The organism is Streptomyces sp. NPDC047081 (assembly GCF_040643775.1).
Taxonomy (GTDB): Bacteria; Actinomycetota; Actinomycetes; order Streptomycetales; family Streptomycetaceae; genus Streptomyces.
In genome coordinates, this window is record NZ_JBEYUY010000062.1 from 1 (window position 1) to 15,610 (window position 15,610).

The 15,610-nt window shown below is 66.3% G+C and carries 17 protein-coding genes and 1 pseudogene; 12 read left to right on the forward strand and 6 right to left on the reverse strand.

Annotated features, from left to right (window positions below; all coding sequences use genetic code 11):
- Together ABZ848_RS49035 and ABZ848_RS49040 are read left to right on the forward strand one after the other, a co-directional pair.
- Positions 1–1,562: bifunctional 3-(3-hydroxy-phenyl)propionate/3-hydroxycinnamic acid hydroxylase (locus ABZ848_RS49035; protein ID WP_360843518.1), on the forward strand; the 1,562-nt coding region annotated here is incomplete at its 5' end.
- 157 nt (positions 1,563–1,719) lie between these two features.
- A complete protein-coding gene (locus ABZ848_RS49040; RefSeq protein ID WP_360843521.1) occupies positions 1,720–3,423 on the forward strand; it encodes a CocE/NonD family hydrolase in 1,704 nt (567 codons plus the stop codon).
- A 279-nt stretch (positions 3,424–3,702) separates the two neighbouring features.
- On the opposite strand, the gene ABZ848_RS49045 is transcribed toward ABZ848_RS49040, so the two are convergent.
- Entirely contained in the window at positions 3,703–3,855 is a 153-nt protein-coding gene (locus ABZ848_RS49045; RefSeq protein WP_360843523.1) for a hypothetical protein, read from the reverse strand.
- Between the two features lie 447 nt (positions 3,856–4,302).
- Here ABZ848_RS49045 and ABZ848_RS49050 point away from each other — a divergent pair, with 447 nt between their 5' ends.
- The 9 genes from ABZ848_RS49050 (at position 4,303) to ABZ848_RS49090 (ending at position 12,516) form a co-directional block, all read left to right on the forward strand.
- Positions 4,303–4,644, forward strand: coding sequence for a prolyl oligopeptidase family serine peptidase (locus ABZ848_RS49050; RefSeq protein ID WP_360843525.1), 342 nt, complete (start codon positions 4,303–4,305; stop codon positions 4,642–4,644).
- A gap of 17 nt (positions 4,645–4,661) precedes the next feature.
- Positions 4,662–5,051 carry an EthD domain-containing protein gene (locus ABZ848_RS49055; protein ID WP_360843526.1) on the forward strand — a complete coding sequence of 130 codons (390 nt, stop codon included), beginning with the start codon at positions 4,662–4,664 and terminating at the stop codon, positions 5,049–5,051.
- 243 nt (positions 5,052–5,294) lie between these two features.
- Positions 5,295–6,098 carry an SMP-30/gluconolactonase/LRE family protein gene (locus ABZ848_RS49060; RefSeq protein WP_360843527.1) on the forward strand — a complete coding sequence of 268 codons (804 nt, stop codon included), beginning with the start codon at positions 5,295–5,297 and terminating at the stop codon, positions 6,096–6,098.
- A 10-nt stretch (positions 6,099–6,108) separates the two neighbouring features.
- Positions 6,109–7,419: an AMP-binding protein gene (locus ABZ848_RS49065; protein WP_360843529.1), complete on the forward strand. Its 1,311-nt coding sequence runs from the start codon at positions 6,109–6,111 to the stop codon at positions 7,417–7,419.
- On the forward strand, positions 7,412–8,257 hold the full coding sequence (locus ABZ848_RS49070) for a CoA-transferase (RefSeq protein WP_360843530.1): 846 nt from the start codon (positions 7,412–7,414) through the stop codon (positions 8,255–8,257). The genes ABZ848_RS49065 and ABZ848_RS49070 overlap by 8 nt, the downstream gene beginning before the upstream one ends.
- Positions 8,258–8,355: 98 nt before the next feature.
- Positions 8,356–8,961: a hypothetical protein gene (locus ABZ848_RS49075; RefSeq protein ID WP_360843533.1), complete on the forward strand. Its 606-nt coding sequence runs from the start codon at positions 8,356–8,358 to the stop codon at positions 8,959–8,961.
- Entirely contained in the window at positions 8,958–9,422 is a 465-nt protein-coding gene (locus ABZ848_RS49080) for a limonene-1,2-epoxide hydrolase family protein (protein ID WP_360843535.1), read from the forward strand. Before ABZ848_RS49075 ends, ABZ848_RS49080 begins: the two co-directional genes overlap by 4 nt.
- 91 nt (positions 9,423–9,513) lie before the next feature.
- Complete coding sequence (locus ABZ848_RS49085; RefSeq protein ID WP_360843538.1) at positions 9,514–10,473, forward strand: SDR family NAD(P)-dependent oxidoreductase; 960 nt, start codon at positions 9,514–9,516, stop codon at positions 10,471–10,473.
- 78 nt (positions 10,474–10,551) lie between these two features.
- Positions 10,552–12,516, forward strand: a complete 1,965-nt coding sequence (locus tag ABZ848_RS49090; RefSeq protein WP_360843541.1) for an NAD(P)/FAD-dependent oxidoreductase — start codon at positions 10,552–10,554, stop codon at positions 12,514–12,516.
- On the opposite strand, the gene ABZ848_RS49095 is transcribed toward ABZ848_RS49090, so the two are convergent.
- From ABZ848_RS49095 to ABZ848_RS49110, 4 genes are all read right to left on the reverse strand, one after another.
- Positions 12,513–13,274: an enoyl-CoA hydratase/isomerase family protein gene (locus ABZ848_RS49095; protein ID WP_360843544.1), complete on the reverse strand. Its 762-nt coding sequence runs from the start codon at positions 13,272–13,274 to the stop codon at positions 12,513–12,515. The two genes, ABZ848_RS49090 and ABZ848_RS49095, sit on opposite strands and share 4 nt — an antisense overlap.
- Positions 13,261–13,776: a DoxX family protein gene (locus ABZ848_RS49100; RefSeq protein WP_360843546.1), complete on the reverse strand. Its 516-nt coding sequence runs from the start codon at positions 13,774–13,776 to the stop codon at positions 13,261–13,263. The genes ABZ848_RS49095 and ABZ848_RS49100 overlap by 14 nt, the downstream gene beginning before the upstream one ends.
- A gap of 31 nt (positions 13,777–13,807) precedes the next feature.
- Positions 13,808–14,143: a fumarylacetoacetate hydrolase family protein gene (locus ABZ848_RS49105; RefSeq protein ID WP_360843549.1), complete on the reverse strand. Its 336-nt coding sequence runs from the start codon at positions 14,141–14,143 to the stop codon at positions 13,808–13,810.
- Between the two features lie 71 nt (positions 14,144–14,214).
- Positions 14,215–14,646, reverse strand: coding sequence for a fumarylacetoacetate hydrolase family protein (locus ABZ848_RS49110; protein WP_360843552.1), 432 nt, complete (start codon positions 14,644–14,646; stop codon positions 14,215–14,217).
- 118 nt (positions 14,647–14,764) lie between these two features.
- On the opposite strand from ABZ848_RS49110, the gene ABZ848_RS49115 reads away from it, so the two are divergent.
- Entirely contained in the window at positions 14,765–15,463 is a 699-nt protein-coding gene (locus tag ABZ848_RS49115) for a GntR family transcriptional regulator (protein ID WP_360843554.1), read from the forward strand.
- Positions 15,464–15,496: 33 nt separating this feature from the next.
- Here the strand turns inward: ABZ848_RS49115 and ABZ848_RS49120 are convergent.
- Positions 15,497–15,610: pseudogene (locus ABZ848_RS49120) on the reverse strand (AraC family transcriptional regulator); the annotation flags it as partial.

Genomic DNA, 15,610 nt, shown 5'->3' on the forward strand with positions numbered 1-15,610 from the left:
CTCCATCCAACCGGACCGGAACACGCCCGCGCGCCTCTTCCACCTGCAAAACACCACGTCACAGGCCTACAGAACGACTTTGCCGGGGCCCTGGGTCCCGGGGGCACCGGGTCGTTGTGGCGGAGAAGTTCCCCGAGCCCTACACCCTGCCGAGGGCGGTCCACGCCGACCACGAGGTGGCCCGCATCCTCCAACAGGTCGGTATCCGCCCGGACACGAACCCGGCCTTCGAACCGTTCGACGGTGTCGTCGAGTTCCGCAACGCGACTCGCGAAACCCTGCTCGAACTGGACTGGCGCGGGCCGGGACCGTCCGGGTGGCCGGTGGGCAACTTCTTCTCGCAGCCCGAGCTGGAGCGGGAACTCGATGCCCGGGTCCGGACCCTCCCCGCGGTGACAGTGCTGCGCGGGCAGGAGGTGACCGGCTACGAAGAGGTGTCCGACGGTGTCGCGCTCACGCTCCGGACCCACCCTCACGGCTCGGAGAAGGCGCCGAAGACGATCACCGCGACCTACCTGGTCGGCTGCGATGGTGCGAACAGCTCGACCGCCGGACTCGCGGGACTGACTTCGAAGGACCTCGGGTTCTTCTTCGACTGGCTGATAGTGGACGTCGTACCGCCGGCCGGTATGACCTTCGATCCGCTGGGCTGGCAACTATGCGATCCCGCGCGCCCCACGACGTTGACGCCGGCCGGTCCTGGCCGTCGGCGCTTCGAGTTCATGGCGTTGCCCGGCGAGCGGCGGGAGGACCTCGATCGCACCGAACGCGCCTGGGAACTGCTGGCCCCTTGGGGCCTGGATGAACGGAACTCCACTCTGGAGAGACACACGGTCTACCGTTTCCAGGCGCGGTGGGCACAGCAGTGGCGTGCGGGCCGGGTCCTCATCGCGGGTGACGCCGCCCACCTCATGCCACCCTTCGCCGGACAGGGACTCTGCGCCGGCCTGCGGGACGCGCACAACCTCGCCTGGCGGCTGGATCTGGTCCTGGCCGGGAAGGCCGGCGACGCTCTGCTCGACACCTACGGCACGGAACGTGCCGAGCACGTCCGGCACTTCATCGAGCTGTCCATGCGCTTCGGCGAGATCATCTGCGTCACCGACCCCGAGGCCGCCGCCCGGCGGGACGAGGTACTGCGGTCCGCTCCACCTCCGCCGCCCGAGTCACCGAGGCTCGGCCCGGGCGTGCTGGCTGCCGGCAATGACGCGGCGGGCCTCAACGCCATCCAGGCTCGGGTCCGGGTAGGACATCGCACCGGCTTGTTCGACGATCTCGCCGGTTACGGCTGGACCGTCCTCAGTACCCGCCCGTTCCCGACCCTCTCCGGCGCGGCGCAGGCGGCACTCGACCGGCTCGAAGTCCGGGTCGTGATCATCGGATCCGGCCTCGAGGACGTCGACGGCCGCTACGGCGCCTGGCTGAGGGGACTGGGAGCCGAGGCGGTTCTGATCCGGCCCGACTTCTTCGTCTACGCCGCAGTGCCGAGCGTCGGCGACCTGGACCGCACGCTCGTCGAGCTGGATGCGCAGGTGCCGACCGCACGAGCGCTTGCGACTTGACGAAACCAACGGAAGGGGTAGCGGTGCCCGCGGCGAGCTAGGAGGTTCGCCGAGCTTCTCGTAGGTCGACCGTACGCCGGGCAGGACAGCCGTCAGGCGTTTCCCCCGGCGGCTCGAGAGCCGGACGTGGAACTCGCTGCTCGCGAGGAGGAGAGACATGGAATTCAGTAGCAACGATGATTTTGCGTCGAAGGTTCTCTGGCGTCCGATAGGGAAGCCGTCCGACTCACATGGAATGTTTCCGGCCCTTGAGCCGGGCACGTCCGTCGTTGACGGCATCGTGGCTGAGCGCGACGTCGCAGTGGCACTGCGGGACGGCACGACGATCTATGTCGACATCTACCGTCCCGAGGGCGCGGTCGACGTTCCGGCGATCGTCGCCTGGAGCCCGTATGGGAAGCGGGCGGGGTATGCCGGACTCAACAACGTGCCCGGTGTGCCGCCGGGTACGTATTCGGAGGCAACCAAGCTCGAAGGCCCCGACCCCCTGTACTGGACCCGACACGGGTACGCGGTCATCAATCCGGACTCCCGCGGCGCCGGCAACTCGGAAGGGCGCATCCCCGTCTGGTGTGCGCAGGAGGGCCGCGACATCGCCGATCTGATCGAGTGGACCGCTCAACAGGAATGGTCCAACGAGAAAGTCGGCATGGCCGGGAACTCATGGCTGGCCGCGTCGCAATGGTGGGCCGCGGCCGAGCGTCCGCCTCATCTCGCGGCCATCGCCCCCTGGGAGGGGCTGACGGACCTGTACCGGCACTTGGTATCGCCCGGCGGAATCCCGGAGGTCGGCTTCACGGAGTTCTTGCTGTCAATGATGCACGGCACAGAAGCCGTCGAGGACCTCGTCGCCATGAGGCGAGAGTATCCGAACCTCAACGAGTACTGGGAAAGCAAGCGAGTACCGCTTGAACGCATCGAGATCCCCACCTATATGACAGCCGGTTGGAGCCACTTCCACTTGATGGGCGTGATGGACGCGTTCAGGCGCATCTCTTCGTCGGAAAAGTGGCTCCGCGCGCATCGTGATTTCGAGTGGCCCGATCAGTACGCGTCCGAGAACTTGGCCGATCTGCGACTCTTCTTCGATCGCTACCTGAAGGGCGAACCCAACGGGTGGGAGCTGACACCTCCAGTACGAATTGACGTCATGGACGCAGGCGATCGCGATCACGAGGTCCGCCGAGTCGAGAAGGCTTTCCCGCTACCGGACACGCAGTGGCGCACATTGCCGCTGGACGCTGCGGGGGGATCGCTGGTGCGGACGCAACCCGACGTGGAGTCGAAGGTGCGTTACGACGCCCAGAAGGGGACCGCGCACTTCGACCTGACGGTCGAAGAACCGCTCGAGATCACCGGCTATATGAAGCTTCGACTCTGGGTCGAGGCAGACGGCTCCGACGACGCCGATCTGTTCGTGAGCGTGCAGAAGCTCGGTCTGGACGGCGCGGAACGACCGACACTGGTTCTCGGCCAGCCGCATCACGGGGCCTGGGCCACGCTGCGCGTCTCGCATCGCGAACTCGACGAGACGGCCTCGACTCCGTCTGAGCCGGTTCTCATTCATAGCGTCGAGCAACTGCTGTCACCGGGCGAGGTCGTTCCGGTCGAGATCGGGTTCTGGCCGACGAGTCGTTTCTGGCACGCCGGGGAAACCTTGCGTGTGATTGTCTCCGGACACTCGATCCGTGACCCGAGATGGTTCGAGCCATTTGCGTACGACCTTCGTAATGCAGGTGAACACATCATCCACACCGGTGGGCGATACGACTCGCATCTCCTTATCCCGGTTATCCCTCCAGCGCCCCTGCGGCCTGTTCTGTCCGACGCTCCGCTCTCGGCTTCGGTCCTGGCCGAGTGATCGAATACAGCTGCCATGAGCGAGACCGTGGCGGCGTATTGTTCATTATCGCGCGCGGGATCCCATCGGAGACCCAAAAGACTACTCGTTGGCTGACCTCGCCATTCTGGATTGCGTAAAGAAACACATGGCCTCGATTTTGACCTGGGCTGCCGTCAGGTCTACCAAATCTTCAGAGGGGATGGCCCCTGACTCGAAAGCCTGTTGCCCCTCGTTGGTGACCACTCACTGAGCCGCCAGGCGCTGAAGCACCTCCCGGATGGCGCCGATGCTGCACGCCTACTCCTTGGTGAGGTCAGCGAACGGCAGCTTCTGTCCGAGGAGCAGGCGGCCCGCCAGGATGTCGCCGCGCAGACGCTCGAACGCCTGCGAGCTTCGTGAGCCGCTCTCACCTGCGCGGGCGAGCACAGAGCCAGAGTCAGTACGAGCCACGGTGGCGCTCCCGATCCGTCCGCGAGTGATGCGAATATCGCGACCGAAGACCGACTCTCCCCAAACTTTCGAAAGTATCTTGACTTTTCGATGTGTGTCGCTTTGGATGACACAGTGCTGTGGCGGACGCCACCGCACGGGTGAAGCAACCCTCACGCTGCAAAGGGGCAGAGCGATGGATGCGTGCACGGTCGCAAATGTCGGGTACGGGCCGGTCGGAGGGGCGCCGGCGGACACGGGTCGGACACGGCGAGCCGTCCGCAGGAGCAGCCCTGCCATGCTGGCGCGACTTGCGCAGGATCCCGCCAGTTCGGCCGCGGACGCGTCGGTCCAAGCCATGGTGAGCCGGTTCGGCCCCGCGGACCTGACTCTCGACGGGGAGCGGCGCAGCCCGCGCCTGGCTTGCCGGGGCCGGATTCCACCATCGAGTACGCCCAGCGCGACGGCATGGTCTTGCCCCCGACTCCCACGTTCTACGCCCGCCTCGTCGGGGGCAAGAGGGAGGGGGACGGCCAGGACGCCCTTCGTGAGGCGAACCCTCTCACGCACATCAACGGTCAGGGCCCACCGCTGCTGCTGACGCACCGGGACTGCGACGCGACGTTGAGTCTTGAACACAGCCGGTGGCTCTTCGGCAACGTCCGAGAGGACGGCGGAGAGGCGACACTGATCGTCTTCGCCGGCGCGAACCACGAAGACCAGACATTCCACCGTGGAGAGTCGCTCGGCGCTGTCGCCGCCTTCTTCCAGGAGCGGCTCTCGACCACTGCGGAATCCACCGCTCACTGACGAGGAGAGACACCGACATGATGAAGTTCGTGAACCTGCTCCGGCGCAAAGAAGGCATGACGCACGAGCAGTTCCTCGACTACTGGCAGAACCATCACGCCCAGCTGGCGCTCAAGCACGCCGACGCCATCCGTATGCGCCGCTACATCCAGCTGCACCCCGGCTTCCCGAGCGTGGTCGACGCGATCAACGCACCCCGCGACATGGGGAGCGCCGTGGACGTGGGCTACGACGGCATCGTCGAATGTTGGTGGGACAGCGAGGAAGACTTCTTCGCCGGCATGCAGTCCGAAGAGGGGCAGAAGGCTTGGGCCGAGATCGCCGCCGATGAGCCGAATTTCTCGGACTTCTCACATGCGTACACCTTCGTCGGCGAAGAGGTCCTGATCTTCGACCGCACCAAGTAGATCTGAGCCAGGCCGACGCGCCGCCGTAGACGCGGGTGCGCCGCGACATCACGCGAAGACGGTCCTGGCGGGGGTCCACCCGGCGTCCGGAATCGGTCGCGCCCCGGCCGGGCGCCGCAGCTGAACTCTCAGTCCCATCGGCTCAACAGTGTGGAGATCGAGATGAGTAGTCAGCGGTTGCAGCAACTGTATTCGAGTCCTGGTGGGCTCTTGGAGGGCCCGCGCGACACAGGTGCGGGGCTGGTGTTCGCCGACGCGCGTCACGGCGGTGTGTTCCGGCTCGGCCTGGACGGATCGACGTCGATGATCGTGGAACACCGACGGGGTATCGGCGGGTTGGTGCTGCACGACGACGGAGGTCTTGTCGTGACCGGGCGGAACTTGGCGTACAAGGCCGCAGGGCGTCAGACCGCGGTCCTCGTCGACCGGGACGAAGAGCAGCAGCGGTTCGGGTTCAACGACCTGACCACCGACGGGCGGGGCCGGATCTACGCCGGCTCGGTCGCCTTCAACGGCATGGAGGCCGATCTCGGCGCCGTGAAGGTCGCGGCGGGTTCGATCTACCTCGTCGAGCTGGACGGCAGCGTCCGGCGAGTCGCCGACGACATCAAGATCTGCAACGGCGTCGCGCTGTCCCCGGACGGCGCCACGCTGTACATGTCTGACACGGGGCGACAGGTCGTATTCGCCTACGACGTCGATCCGGAGTCGGGGGATCTCTCCAACCGCCGTGTGCTCCTGCAGACAGCGCAGGGACGGCCGGACGGGATCGCGGTTGCGCAGGACGGCACGATCTGGCTGGCGCTTGCCTTCGCGGGCAAGGTCGTCCGGTACGACGCTTCCGGACAGGAACGGGAGACCATCGACCTGCCGACGCCGATGGTCACGAGTCTGTGCTTCGCGAGGGGCGACGCCCAGACCCTCTACATCGTGACCGGCGTGGAAGAACGTGGCTCGACTGACCGGGCGCACGTCTTCTCGATCGAGACCGACGTTCCCGGCGCGGCCGTCGCACCGGCGCGAGTCCGTGTCGCACAAGCAGCCTGAGGAGTGGGTCATGAGCGACGACGCCTGGTACTGGGAGAGCACGGCGTGGGACGAGCTGCTGCCGCACCGCCAGCAGCTCTTCGAACAGCAGTGGGAACACCTGTGGCGCGATTCGGCGTATCACCAAAAGGCCTTCGCTCACGCAGGACTCCGGCGTGACTCCTGCCCGTCACTGCAGGACCTGAGCGACGTCCCGTTCACGTGGAAAGAGGATATGCGCGCCAGCATCGACTCCTCCCCACCACTCGGGGCGCATCTGGCGGTTAAGCGTGCCATGGTCCGGCAGATCCAGACCTCGTCGGGAACCACCGGGCGTCCGCTGGCGATCGCGCTGACGCACGCAGACGCCGCCGGCTTCACGGAGGTTCTCCGTCGGGGGTACGCCGCCGGCGGCATGACCGACTCCGACACAGTCCTGCACGGCTTCTCGATGAGTCGTGGCTGGATCGGCGGGCTGTGCATGGTCGAGGGCTACCTCGCACTGGGAGCCACCGTGATGCCGGTAGGCGCGGAAGCAGGCCGCGACAAGCTGCTTGAGTCGATGCAGGAGTTCCGGCCGACGGCGATGTGCGCGACTCCCGGATTCATGCTGAGCCTGGCCGAAAGGGCGGTCGAGCGGGGCATGGAGCCTGCCGATCTCGGTCTTGAGAAGGTGCTTGTGGGTGGTGAACCGGGTGGCGGGGACCCGGCCTTCCGTGCCCGGCTCACCGAGGCATGGGGCGGTGCAATGGTTACGGAGATGATGGGCGGAACCGACGTCATGCCGATCGTCTGGGGAGAGTGCGAGGTCGGCGCGGGCATGCACTACCTCGCGGCTGACCACGTGTGGTTCGAGATCGTCGATCCCGCGTCGGGCAAGGTACTCCCCTTCGAGGTGGGGGCGAAGGGCGAGATCGTGTACACCCATCTGCGGCGCGAGGCCTCACCGGTCGTCCGGTTCCGGCATCGCGACATCGTCGAGGTCGTCGGCTGGGGGGACTGCTCCTGCGGGCGCAAAACTCCTCGGATTCGGTGCGTGGGGCGGGCCGATGACATGCTCATCGTCCGGGGAGTCAACCTGTTCCCATCGGCGGTCCGTGCCGTCCTGGCGGAGGTCGCCGGGGTCGGCCCGGAGTTTCGGATCGTCTGCCCAGCAGGTGTCTACACCCTGCCAGGGCCCCTGAGGGTACGGACCGAGGCACGCGACGGCGCTCCCCCGCGCGCCGAACTCGAGGCATTCCTCCACCAGCGGCTTTCGGTGGCCATCGACCTCGAGTACATGCCGGTGGGCACGCTGGAGGAAGCAGGACGCCACAAGTCTGGCTATTTCGACTATGTCTGACGGCGCGGTGGATTCACAGGTCGGCGACGTCCACCGGTTCATCGATGAACTCGGGCCGGGCTCGGTGGTAGCGATCGGTGGCTACTTCGAGCAGAACGTCCCCATGGGATTGCTACGGCTGCTGGCTGAACGATCGATCAAGGAACTGACCGTCGTCGCCGCCCCGTCGGCGAGCATCGGAGTGGACTTCCTCGTCTCCGCAGGCTGTGTCGGCGAGATCGTCTGCCCCTACGTCGGTTTCGAAGAACGCGGCCCAGCGGTCGCCACACGCCGGGAAGTCTCTGCGGGAACCGTCCGCCGTCGGCCCTGCGACCAGGAGATCCTGTGTGCAGGCCTGCGCGCGGCCGCCCAGCGGGTCCCTTTCGTCCCGATCCTGACGACCGACAGCGACGTCATGCGCGATTCGCCGGACGTCGCCCGCGTTTGCTGCCCCTTCACCGGTGAGGACCAGGAGGTGGCCCGTGCGCTGACAATCGACCTCGCGCTGCTGCACGCCCAAGCGGCGGACCGGAACCGGAGCCTCGGTTACGCGGGCTCGCGTTTCATGGATCTCATGTTCGCCACCGCAGCTCGCAACACGATCGCCACTGTCGACTCGTGGTCTCGGGCCGAGTCGGGGCAATGGCCATCCGGCTCGGTCATCGCGGGCATCTGGATCGACGCCGTCACCGAACTCTCTGCGTGGCCGGCGGCCAGCCAGGGCCGCTACCCGGCGGATGGCGCCGCGATCGACAGTTACATCGCGGCCGAGAAAAACGTTCCGGGGTCGGGATCGACCTCACTGGCGGCGCCGGGCGAGCGAGCCAGTCGAGCGACAACTCCGGGAGGACCAGCGTGAGCCGCGTATCGCTGAGCCCACGCCAGCTGATGGCGATCGCTCTCGCTCGACGGCTTCCCAACGGACGAGCGATAGTCGGGGCGGCGCCGCCCGTTCCGATGGCGGCGATCTTGCTGGCGCGGCACGTGTACGGCCAGGAGATCGAATGGCTGTGTGGCGGACCAGGTTTCTGGAATCCGGCGCTGGAAACCATCTTCCCCTCCGCCACCCAGTTCGAGGCGGGAACCGGTGCGCAGGCCACGCTCCCCTACGAGGAAATCGCCCTGCTCTTCGAACAAGGCGCCTTCGACATGGGCTTCTTCGGTGGTCTGGAGATCGACGGATCGGGCCGGGTGAACCTCGGGGTCACGGAATCAGGGATCGAAGGACCAGGCCCGGCGGGGTTGCCGGTCGGACTCTCCCGTGTCCGTCAGGCCTTCCTGCTCGCCCCCCGCCACCAGCCGAGTTCGCTCGTGGCCCGTGTCCACTACGCCTCGGGCGTACCACGAGGGAACGTAGCCGCCCTGCTGACGCCGCTCTGCGTCTTCGACTTGCAGGGTGACGTGCCCGTCCTGGTCGAGAACCTGGGCCGCTCTGTCGATGAGATCCGGGAGAGGACCGGCTTCACTTTCACGGTCGCCGCCGACGCCGGAGACCTCCGGCCCACCGACGACGAGGTCGACCTGCTCGCCCGGGTCGACCCGGGCGGGATCCTCAGCAAGTGAGCCAGCCCCGGAGCGAGTGGCTCGCGGAGATGGCAGACAACATCGAGAAAGGTGTCGAGATGTCAGCCGAAAAGGTCATTCGCAGCTTTTTCATGGCCGATTGGACAGCCGGTGGTATCCGAGCAACATTCGAGGAGTACTTTGCGGAGGAAGTGGTCTGGCGTAACACAGGGTTCCCAGACGCTGTCGGCAAGAATGCGGCCCTGGAGACTCTCGACGTGTTCATGGCCGCAATGGGCGCGGGCAATATTGAGATTGAAATCGGCAATGTTGCCGCAAATGGCGAGGTGGTCTTCACGGAGCGCATAGACCGAGTCTATGACGCCGACGGTAGACAGTTGTGTGCCCCAGAAGTTTTGGGCCTGCTCAAGGTCTCGGGTGGCCAAATTGTCTATTGGCACGACGCGCAGGACCCGCGGCCTTACATAGAGACGGGCCTCGGCCACGTCATTCTAGGTTGAGAAATAGCCACGGCCATTAATGGCGCTCGATGAGCTGACGCCAATCGATCTTTGGTTGAACGGATGAGCGGCGACAGGGTTGGAGTGCTCGTTGTCACCGCAGACGTTGGTACGGCTTTCAGAGCTCCAGAGCTGTCGCCCCCTCTGGCGATCGGCGGAGTTCGCACGAGGAGAGAACCGAATGAACACAGAAGGCAAAGTCGCCCTGGTCACCGGTGGCGCGAGCGGAATCGGCCGGAAGACCGTTGACCGGCTCGTCTCCGACGGCTGGAGTGTGCTGGTAGCGGACTTCAACTCCGCCGCAGGCGAGGCGATGCTGACCGACTTCGACGCCGATGAGGCGGGCCGTGTCGACTTCGTGCGCACCGATGTCTCCGACGAGGCAGCGGTCGAGGCGGCGGTCACACGCGCGGTCGACCACTTCGGCGCCTTGGACGCCATGGTGAACAACGCTGGCGTGGGCGGTGCGTTCGGCCCGATCACCGAGGTCGAAGTCGAGGACTGGGACTACACCTTCGCCGTCGTGACCCGCGGGGTGTTCCTGGGCACCAAGCACGCAGCACGAGCGATGCAGGCCGGCGGAAGCGGAGGCTCAATCGTCAACACCGCCTCGCTGGCCGGGCTCAGCGGTGGCGCGGGACCGCAGGCCTACTCCGCGGCCAAGGCTGCCGTCATCAACTTCACCCGAGCGGTCGCCGTGGAACTCGCCCCCCACCGAATCAGGGTCAACAGCGTCTCGCCCGGTTTCATCCACACCCCGATCCTCGGCTCGGGAGCCAGGCACATGCACAAGCTGCTTGGCGACGTACAACCGTGGCCAGAGATCGGGGAACCCTCAGATGTGGCATCCGTGATCGCCTTCCTCCTCGGCCCCGACGCAGGGTTCGTGACCGGCGAGTCGATCACCGTGGACGGCGGTGTCACCGCCGCCGGTCCTCGAGTCGGCGACACCATCGGAGGGAACCCTGCGGCTCGTGGCCTGGTCGGTGTCGCGCGCGGCTCGACGGGGCAGGAGTCGCTGATCCGAAACCGAGTCACGACTACAACGTGACGGTCGGACTGCAGCCAGCCCGGGGCATCAGGCCGGCTGACGGCCGCCTGCCTCTCCGATTTCACCCAAGGAGTGCACGTGCTCGCACAGCCCGTCCCTGACCCCGAATTCCGGCGCGAGGAACTGGAGGCGGCGGTCGAAGCGGGAAACATTCCTACGCTCCTCATGGTGTTGTTCCAGTTGACCGGCGATCTGAAATGGCTCCAGGAGCCCTACATCCCGACTCGCGGGCGCGGGCTTGACGACAACGACACAGGGGGGCTCGACTCCGACCGTCAAACAGAGGTGCGCGCCGCAGCTGTCGAGGCCATTCTGGCGTGGCATTCCGGAGCGTCGGCGGCAGTATCGTCCCCTGACCCCACGCTGCTCGTCACGATGATGTCCGCCTGTGTCGGCGAACCGGTCCCGGCCGAATATGCCGCTATGACGGCGAGCGAGATGGGATTCGACCACGAGCCGGTCTCGCCGACAGACCCGAACCTCCTGCCCCCAGACTTCTCCGTGGTGATCATCGGGGCCGGCATTTCCGGCCTGGTCGCCGCCCACCACCTGAGCCGGCTGGGCGTGCCCTTCACCATCCTGGAGAAGAATCACGACGTCGGCGGGACCTGGCTGGAGAATCGCTACCCGGGCGCTGGAGTGGACACCCCGAGCCATCTGTATTCGTTCTCCTTCTTCCCCCGCAACTGGGACGCGCACTTCGGCAAGCGGGATGAGGTCGCCGCCTACATCGAGGAGATGGCCGATCACTTCGACCTCCGACGCCACATCCGCTTCGGCGTCGAGGCGACCGCGGCCCGCTACGAGGGCGACGGGGCCTGGACGATTCGATACAGGGGCGCGGACGGCACTGAGGGGGCGATCGAAGCCAGCGTGGTCATCACCGCGGTGGGACTGCACAACCGCCCCAAGATTCCCGACCTGCCCGGGATGGACTCGTTCCGAGGCCCGATGTTCCACACCGCCAACTGGCCCGAGCGCTTGGACCTCGACGGCAAGGAGGTGGCGGTCATCGGAACCGGGGCCAGCGCCATGCAGGTCGTCCCAGCGATCGCCGACCGAGTCGGGCGGCTCACGGTGTTCCAACGCTCGCCGCAGTGGATCGCGCCAAATGCCAACTACTTCGCCCTCATCGATGCTGCCGTCCAGCTACTCATGGAGCGTGTGCCCTGGTATCGCGGTTGGTACCGGTTCCGGCTGGCCTGGGCCTTCAACGACCGGAACCATGCCGCGTTCCAGAAGGACCCCGACTGGCCGCACCCGGAGCGGTCGCTCAACGCGATCAACGACCGCCATCGGCAGTCCTTCACTCGCTACATCGAGCAGGAACTCGACGGGCGTCCGGACCTGGTGGCGAAGTCGGTACCCGAATACCCGCCGTTCGGGAAGCGGATCCTGCTCGACAACGGCTGGTACCGAGCCCTGCGACGCGACAACGTACGCCTCGTCACCGAAGCCGTCGCCGCGGTCACTCCCGAGGGCATCAGGACCGCCTCTGGCGAGGTCGTGCGGGCCGACGTCGTCGTTCTGTCCACCGGCTTCCAACAACAGCGCTTCCTTCACCCGATGGAGATCACCGGCGCTGCGGGTCGGGACTTGCGGGAGGAGTGGGACGACGATGACGCGCGCGCCTATCTCGGGGTGACCGTGCCCGGGTTTCCCAACCTGTTCATGCTCTACGGCCCCAACACCAACCCTGGAGGCGGAAGCACGATCTTCACCATCGAGGCGCAAATGCATCACATCAGCGCGGTGCTGGAGCAGATGCTGAGCAGAGGGGCGCGGACCGCCGAGTGCCGTGCGGAACCGTACGTGGCCTACAACGCCGAGATCGACGCCGCACATGAGGCGATGATCTGGACTCATCCCGGGATGGACACCTACTACCGCAACAGCAAGGGTCGCGTCGTGACGAACACGCCATGGCGGGTTGTCGACTACTGGCGCCGCACCCGCGACGTGAACCTCGCTGATTACCGCTTTGGCAGCGGCTCATCTCTCGACTCGGCGGAGCCGGGGCAAAGTGAACTCGCTCGGGGTTAGTCCGATGTCAAACGATCCAGAAGGATTGCTCGCAGGTGATCGAGTTCCTCCCGGTACCCCTGCAACGCCGCCATGGCGTCGGCCTGGCGGATGATACGGCGAGCGGGAACGAGAGCGGCCAGGTCAAGCCCTGCGATGACCTGCGCGTGGCGGAGCGCCGCGATCCGTAGAGCGTCCGGAGTGTCCACGACCTCAGCGAGCGTGCCCATCGCCAGCAACTGATATGCATCCGGTCGCTCGCCGATGAGAACCATCCTCAGGGCTGTCGGATACGGCACCAGTCGCTTGAGATGACTTCCACCGCCGGGGAAACCGAGCTGCAGCTCGGGCACGGCCAGGTTCGCGGTGCTGATCGCCACCAGCACGTCGCACTCGGCGGCAATCATCGCTCCGCCGCCGACGGCGGGTCCGTTGAGTGCCCCGACCATCGGAGTGTCCAGCGCTGAGAGAGTGGTGAAAAAGTGCAGCGCTGCCTCACACACCTCTGTGACCGAGCTGACGGAGGTGAGGGAGGCAGTGTCCGTGCCGGCGCTGAACGCCCGGGTGCCGGCACCGGTGAGCACGATGGCTCGCACCTCGTCATCGCGGTCCAGGTCGGCGAGCTCCGTTGCGGCGCAGCGATACCCGGCGGTGTCGAGCGCGTTGACAGGCGGCCGGTCGAGGACGACGACAGCGACCGAGTCATGTCGTTCGACACGAAGGTGGCTACACCCGCTCAAGACACCATCGTCCGCAGCCTTGGGGTCAGGAGTGGTCATGATGTGCCTGCTGCGAGAGGTTGCGACGGGCGTAGCCGATGAACACCCCAGCGAGGAGCAATGCCGCGGCGGCGGCGACCAACCCGGAGGCGACTCCGTACTCGTCGGTGACTTCGAAGGCGCGGTCGATCGAATAGCGGCCCGGCCCGGTGAAAGCCAGCGCGCCTGCCGCCGTGGCGTACAGCAGTGCGAGCTCGTAGCCGCCCTTGGCCGCCCACAACCCGTTCCTCGCGTTGACCCACGCCGCGACTGCCAGGGTCCCCAGCGTCTGGGCGGCGCCGAGCGGGGTCGCCAGCCCGAGCAGGAGGAGCGTGCTGCCGAGCAGCTCGCAGGTGGCAGCAAGCAGCACGAGCGGGCGGCCGGGGCGGAGGCCCCACGACTCGAAGACGGGCGCGGTGCCGGCCGGACCCATTCCGCCGAAAACGCCGAATGCTTTCTGGGCGCCGTGGCCGAAGATGAGACCGCCGACGATCAAACGGAGCAACAGAAGTCCGAGGTCCATGTTTGTTCTCCTTCGAACGTGGTCGTGCGGGTCAGTGGTCGGACACCAGCACGTGGCGCATTTCGCCTACGCCCCGCACGTAGCCGATGACTTCATCGCCGGGCGCGAGGAGTTGTTGTGGGCTGCGGCCGATTTCTACGCCAGGTGGTGTACCGGCAAAATTGACGTCGCCCGGCAGCGGGGGAGTGATCGCGGACAGCCGCGCGATCAGTTCGGGCACCGGGAAGACCATGTTTGAGGTCTTGTCCTTCTCAATCTGCTCGCCGTTGATCAGGCAGCCCAGTTCGAGGTGGTTGGGATCATCGAACTCGTCAGGGGTCACCAGTAGCGGGCCGACCGGGCCGAAACCGGGAAACGATTTGACCACGCTGAATTACGGGGCGGGCCCAACGCTCTGTCGGTCTCGTTCCGAGAGGTCCTGGCCCACCGAGACACCCGCTACGTGGCGCCATGCGTCCGCGGCGCGACGCGGTGTGTGGGGCGGCCGATCACCACGACTAGCTCGACTTCCCAGTCGACCTGGCCCGGTGGCAGGGCGATCGTCCCATACGGACTGGTCTGGGAGGTCTGAAACTTGGTGAGCGCCGGCTGTTCCTCGCCTATCACGAACGACGACTCGGCGGCGTGGTTGGCGTAGTTCAGGCCTATGGCGAACTCCTGCCGGGGTCGCGGCGCCGGATTGCCGAATTCCTTCCCAGGGATGTCCGACAGCGGTGTGCCCTCGTCAGTGACGGTTGCGCTGAACTCGAGCAGGTCGTCCCACTGCTCGTAGGCGCCTTGGAAGCTCGTGCCGAATCGTCCCCCGCTGGCCTGTTCGAGGTCGATCGCGGTGACCAGCGACAACCGGCTCGAGACGCTAGCGAAACGCACGGTATGACTCCTGATTGAGGGCGGTAGGTGGGTTTGGTCGACGCGAAATAGCCAACTTCGAAAGTAGCCACCAACTTTCGAAAGTTCAATAGTGATTCGTAAACTGATAGGGTGAGGTATGGCGACCAGCGGCGGGCCCACCCGCACCGACGGCATCCACCAGGCGCTGCGTGCCGACATCCTCGGCGGCCGGCTGGTGCCAGGGGAACGGCTGAAGTTCCCGATCCTGGCCGATCGCTACAAAGTGAGCGTCGGTGCCACGCGCGAGGCCTTGACACGGCTGTCAGCCGAAGGGCTCGTGGTTTCAAAGCCACATCAGGGGTACCTGGTGCGGCCCCTGTCGCACCAGGACCTCGCGGAGTTGACCCAGGCACGGGTGGAGATCGAGTCCCTCGTCCTGCGCCTGTCGGTGCTCCACGGTGACGTGGTCTGGGAGGCGGATGCTGTTGCGGCGCACCATCTTCTGGAACGCACACCGTTCCGTGTCCAGAAGGATCCGGATCGCCCGTCCGACGAGTGGTCGCGGGCCCACGCTGCCTTCCACCAGGCGCTGCTGGCCGGCTGCGGTAACCAGCGGCTGCTCGACACCGCTCGTGGGCTGCGGCAGGAGGCCGAACTGTATCTGCAGTGGTCGGTGTCGTTTGGCAACGAACCCGACCGTGATCTTCCCGGGGAACACCGCGCGTTGCTCGATGCGGCACTCGCACGCGATGCCGACCACGCGCAAGGACTGCTACGCGACCACATCGCGCACACCGCCCAGCTGCTGATCAGCTGTGCGTCCGACCAGCCGAACCCGGGCCTACCAACCCGTTGAGGCTATGGCCGCTGGCTCGGTGTCCGCCTCGTTACGCCAGTCGATGAGGTAGGTCAGTGGGGCGACGCCGAGCAGTGCGGTGAACCGGCGCGCGAACGTCGCGCGTGACAACGACGCCTCGGTGGCCAGGTCGGCGACCGTCCAGGC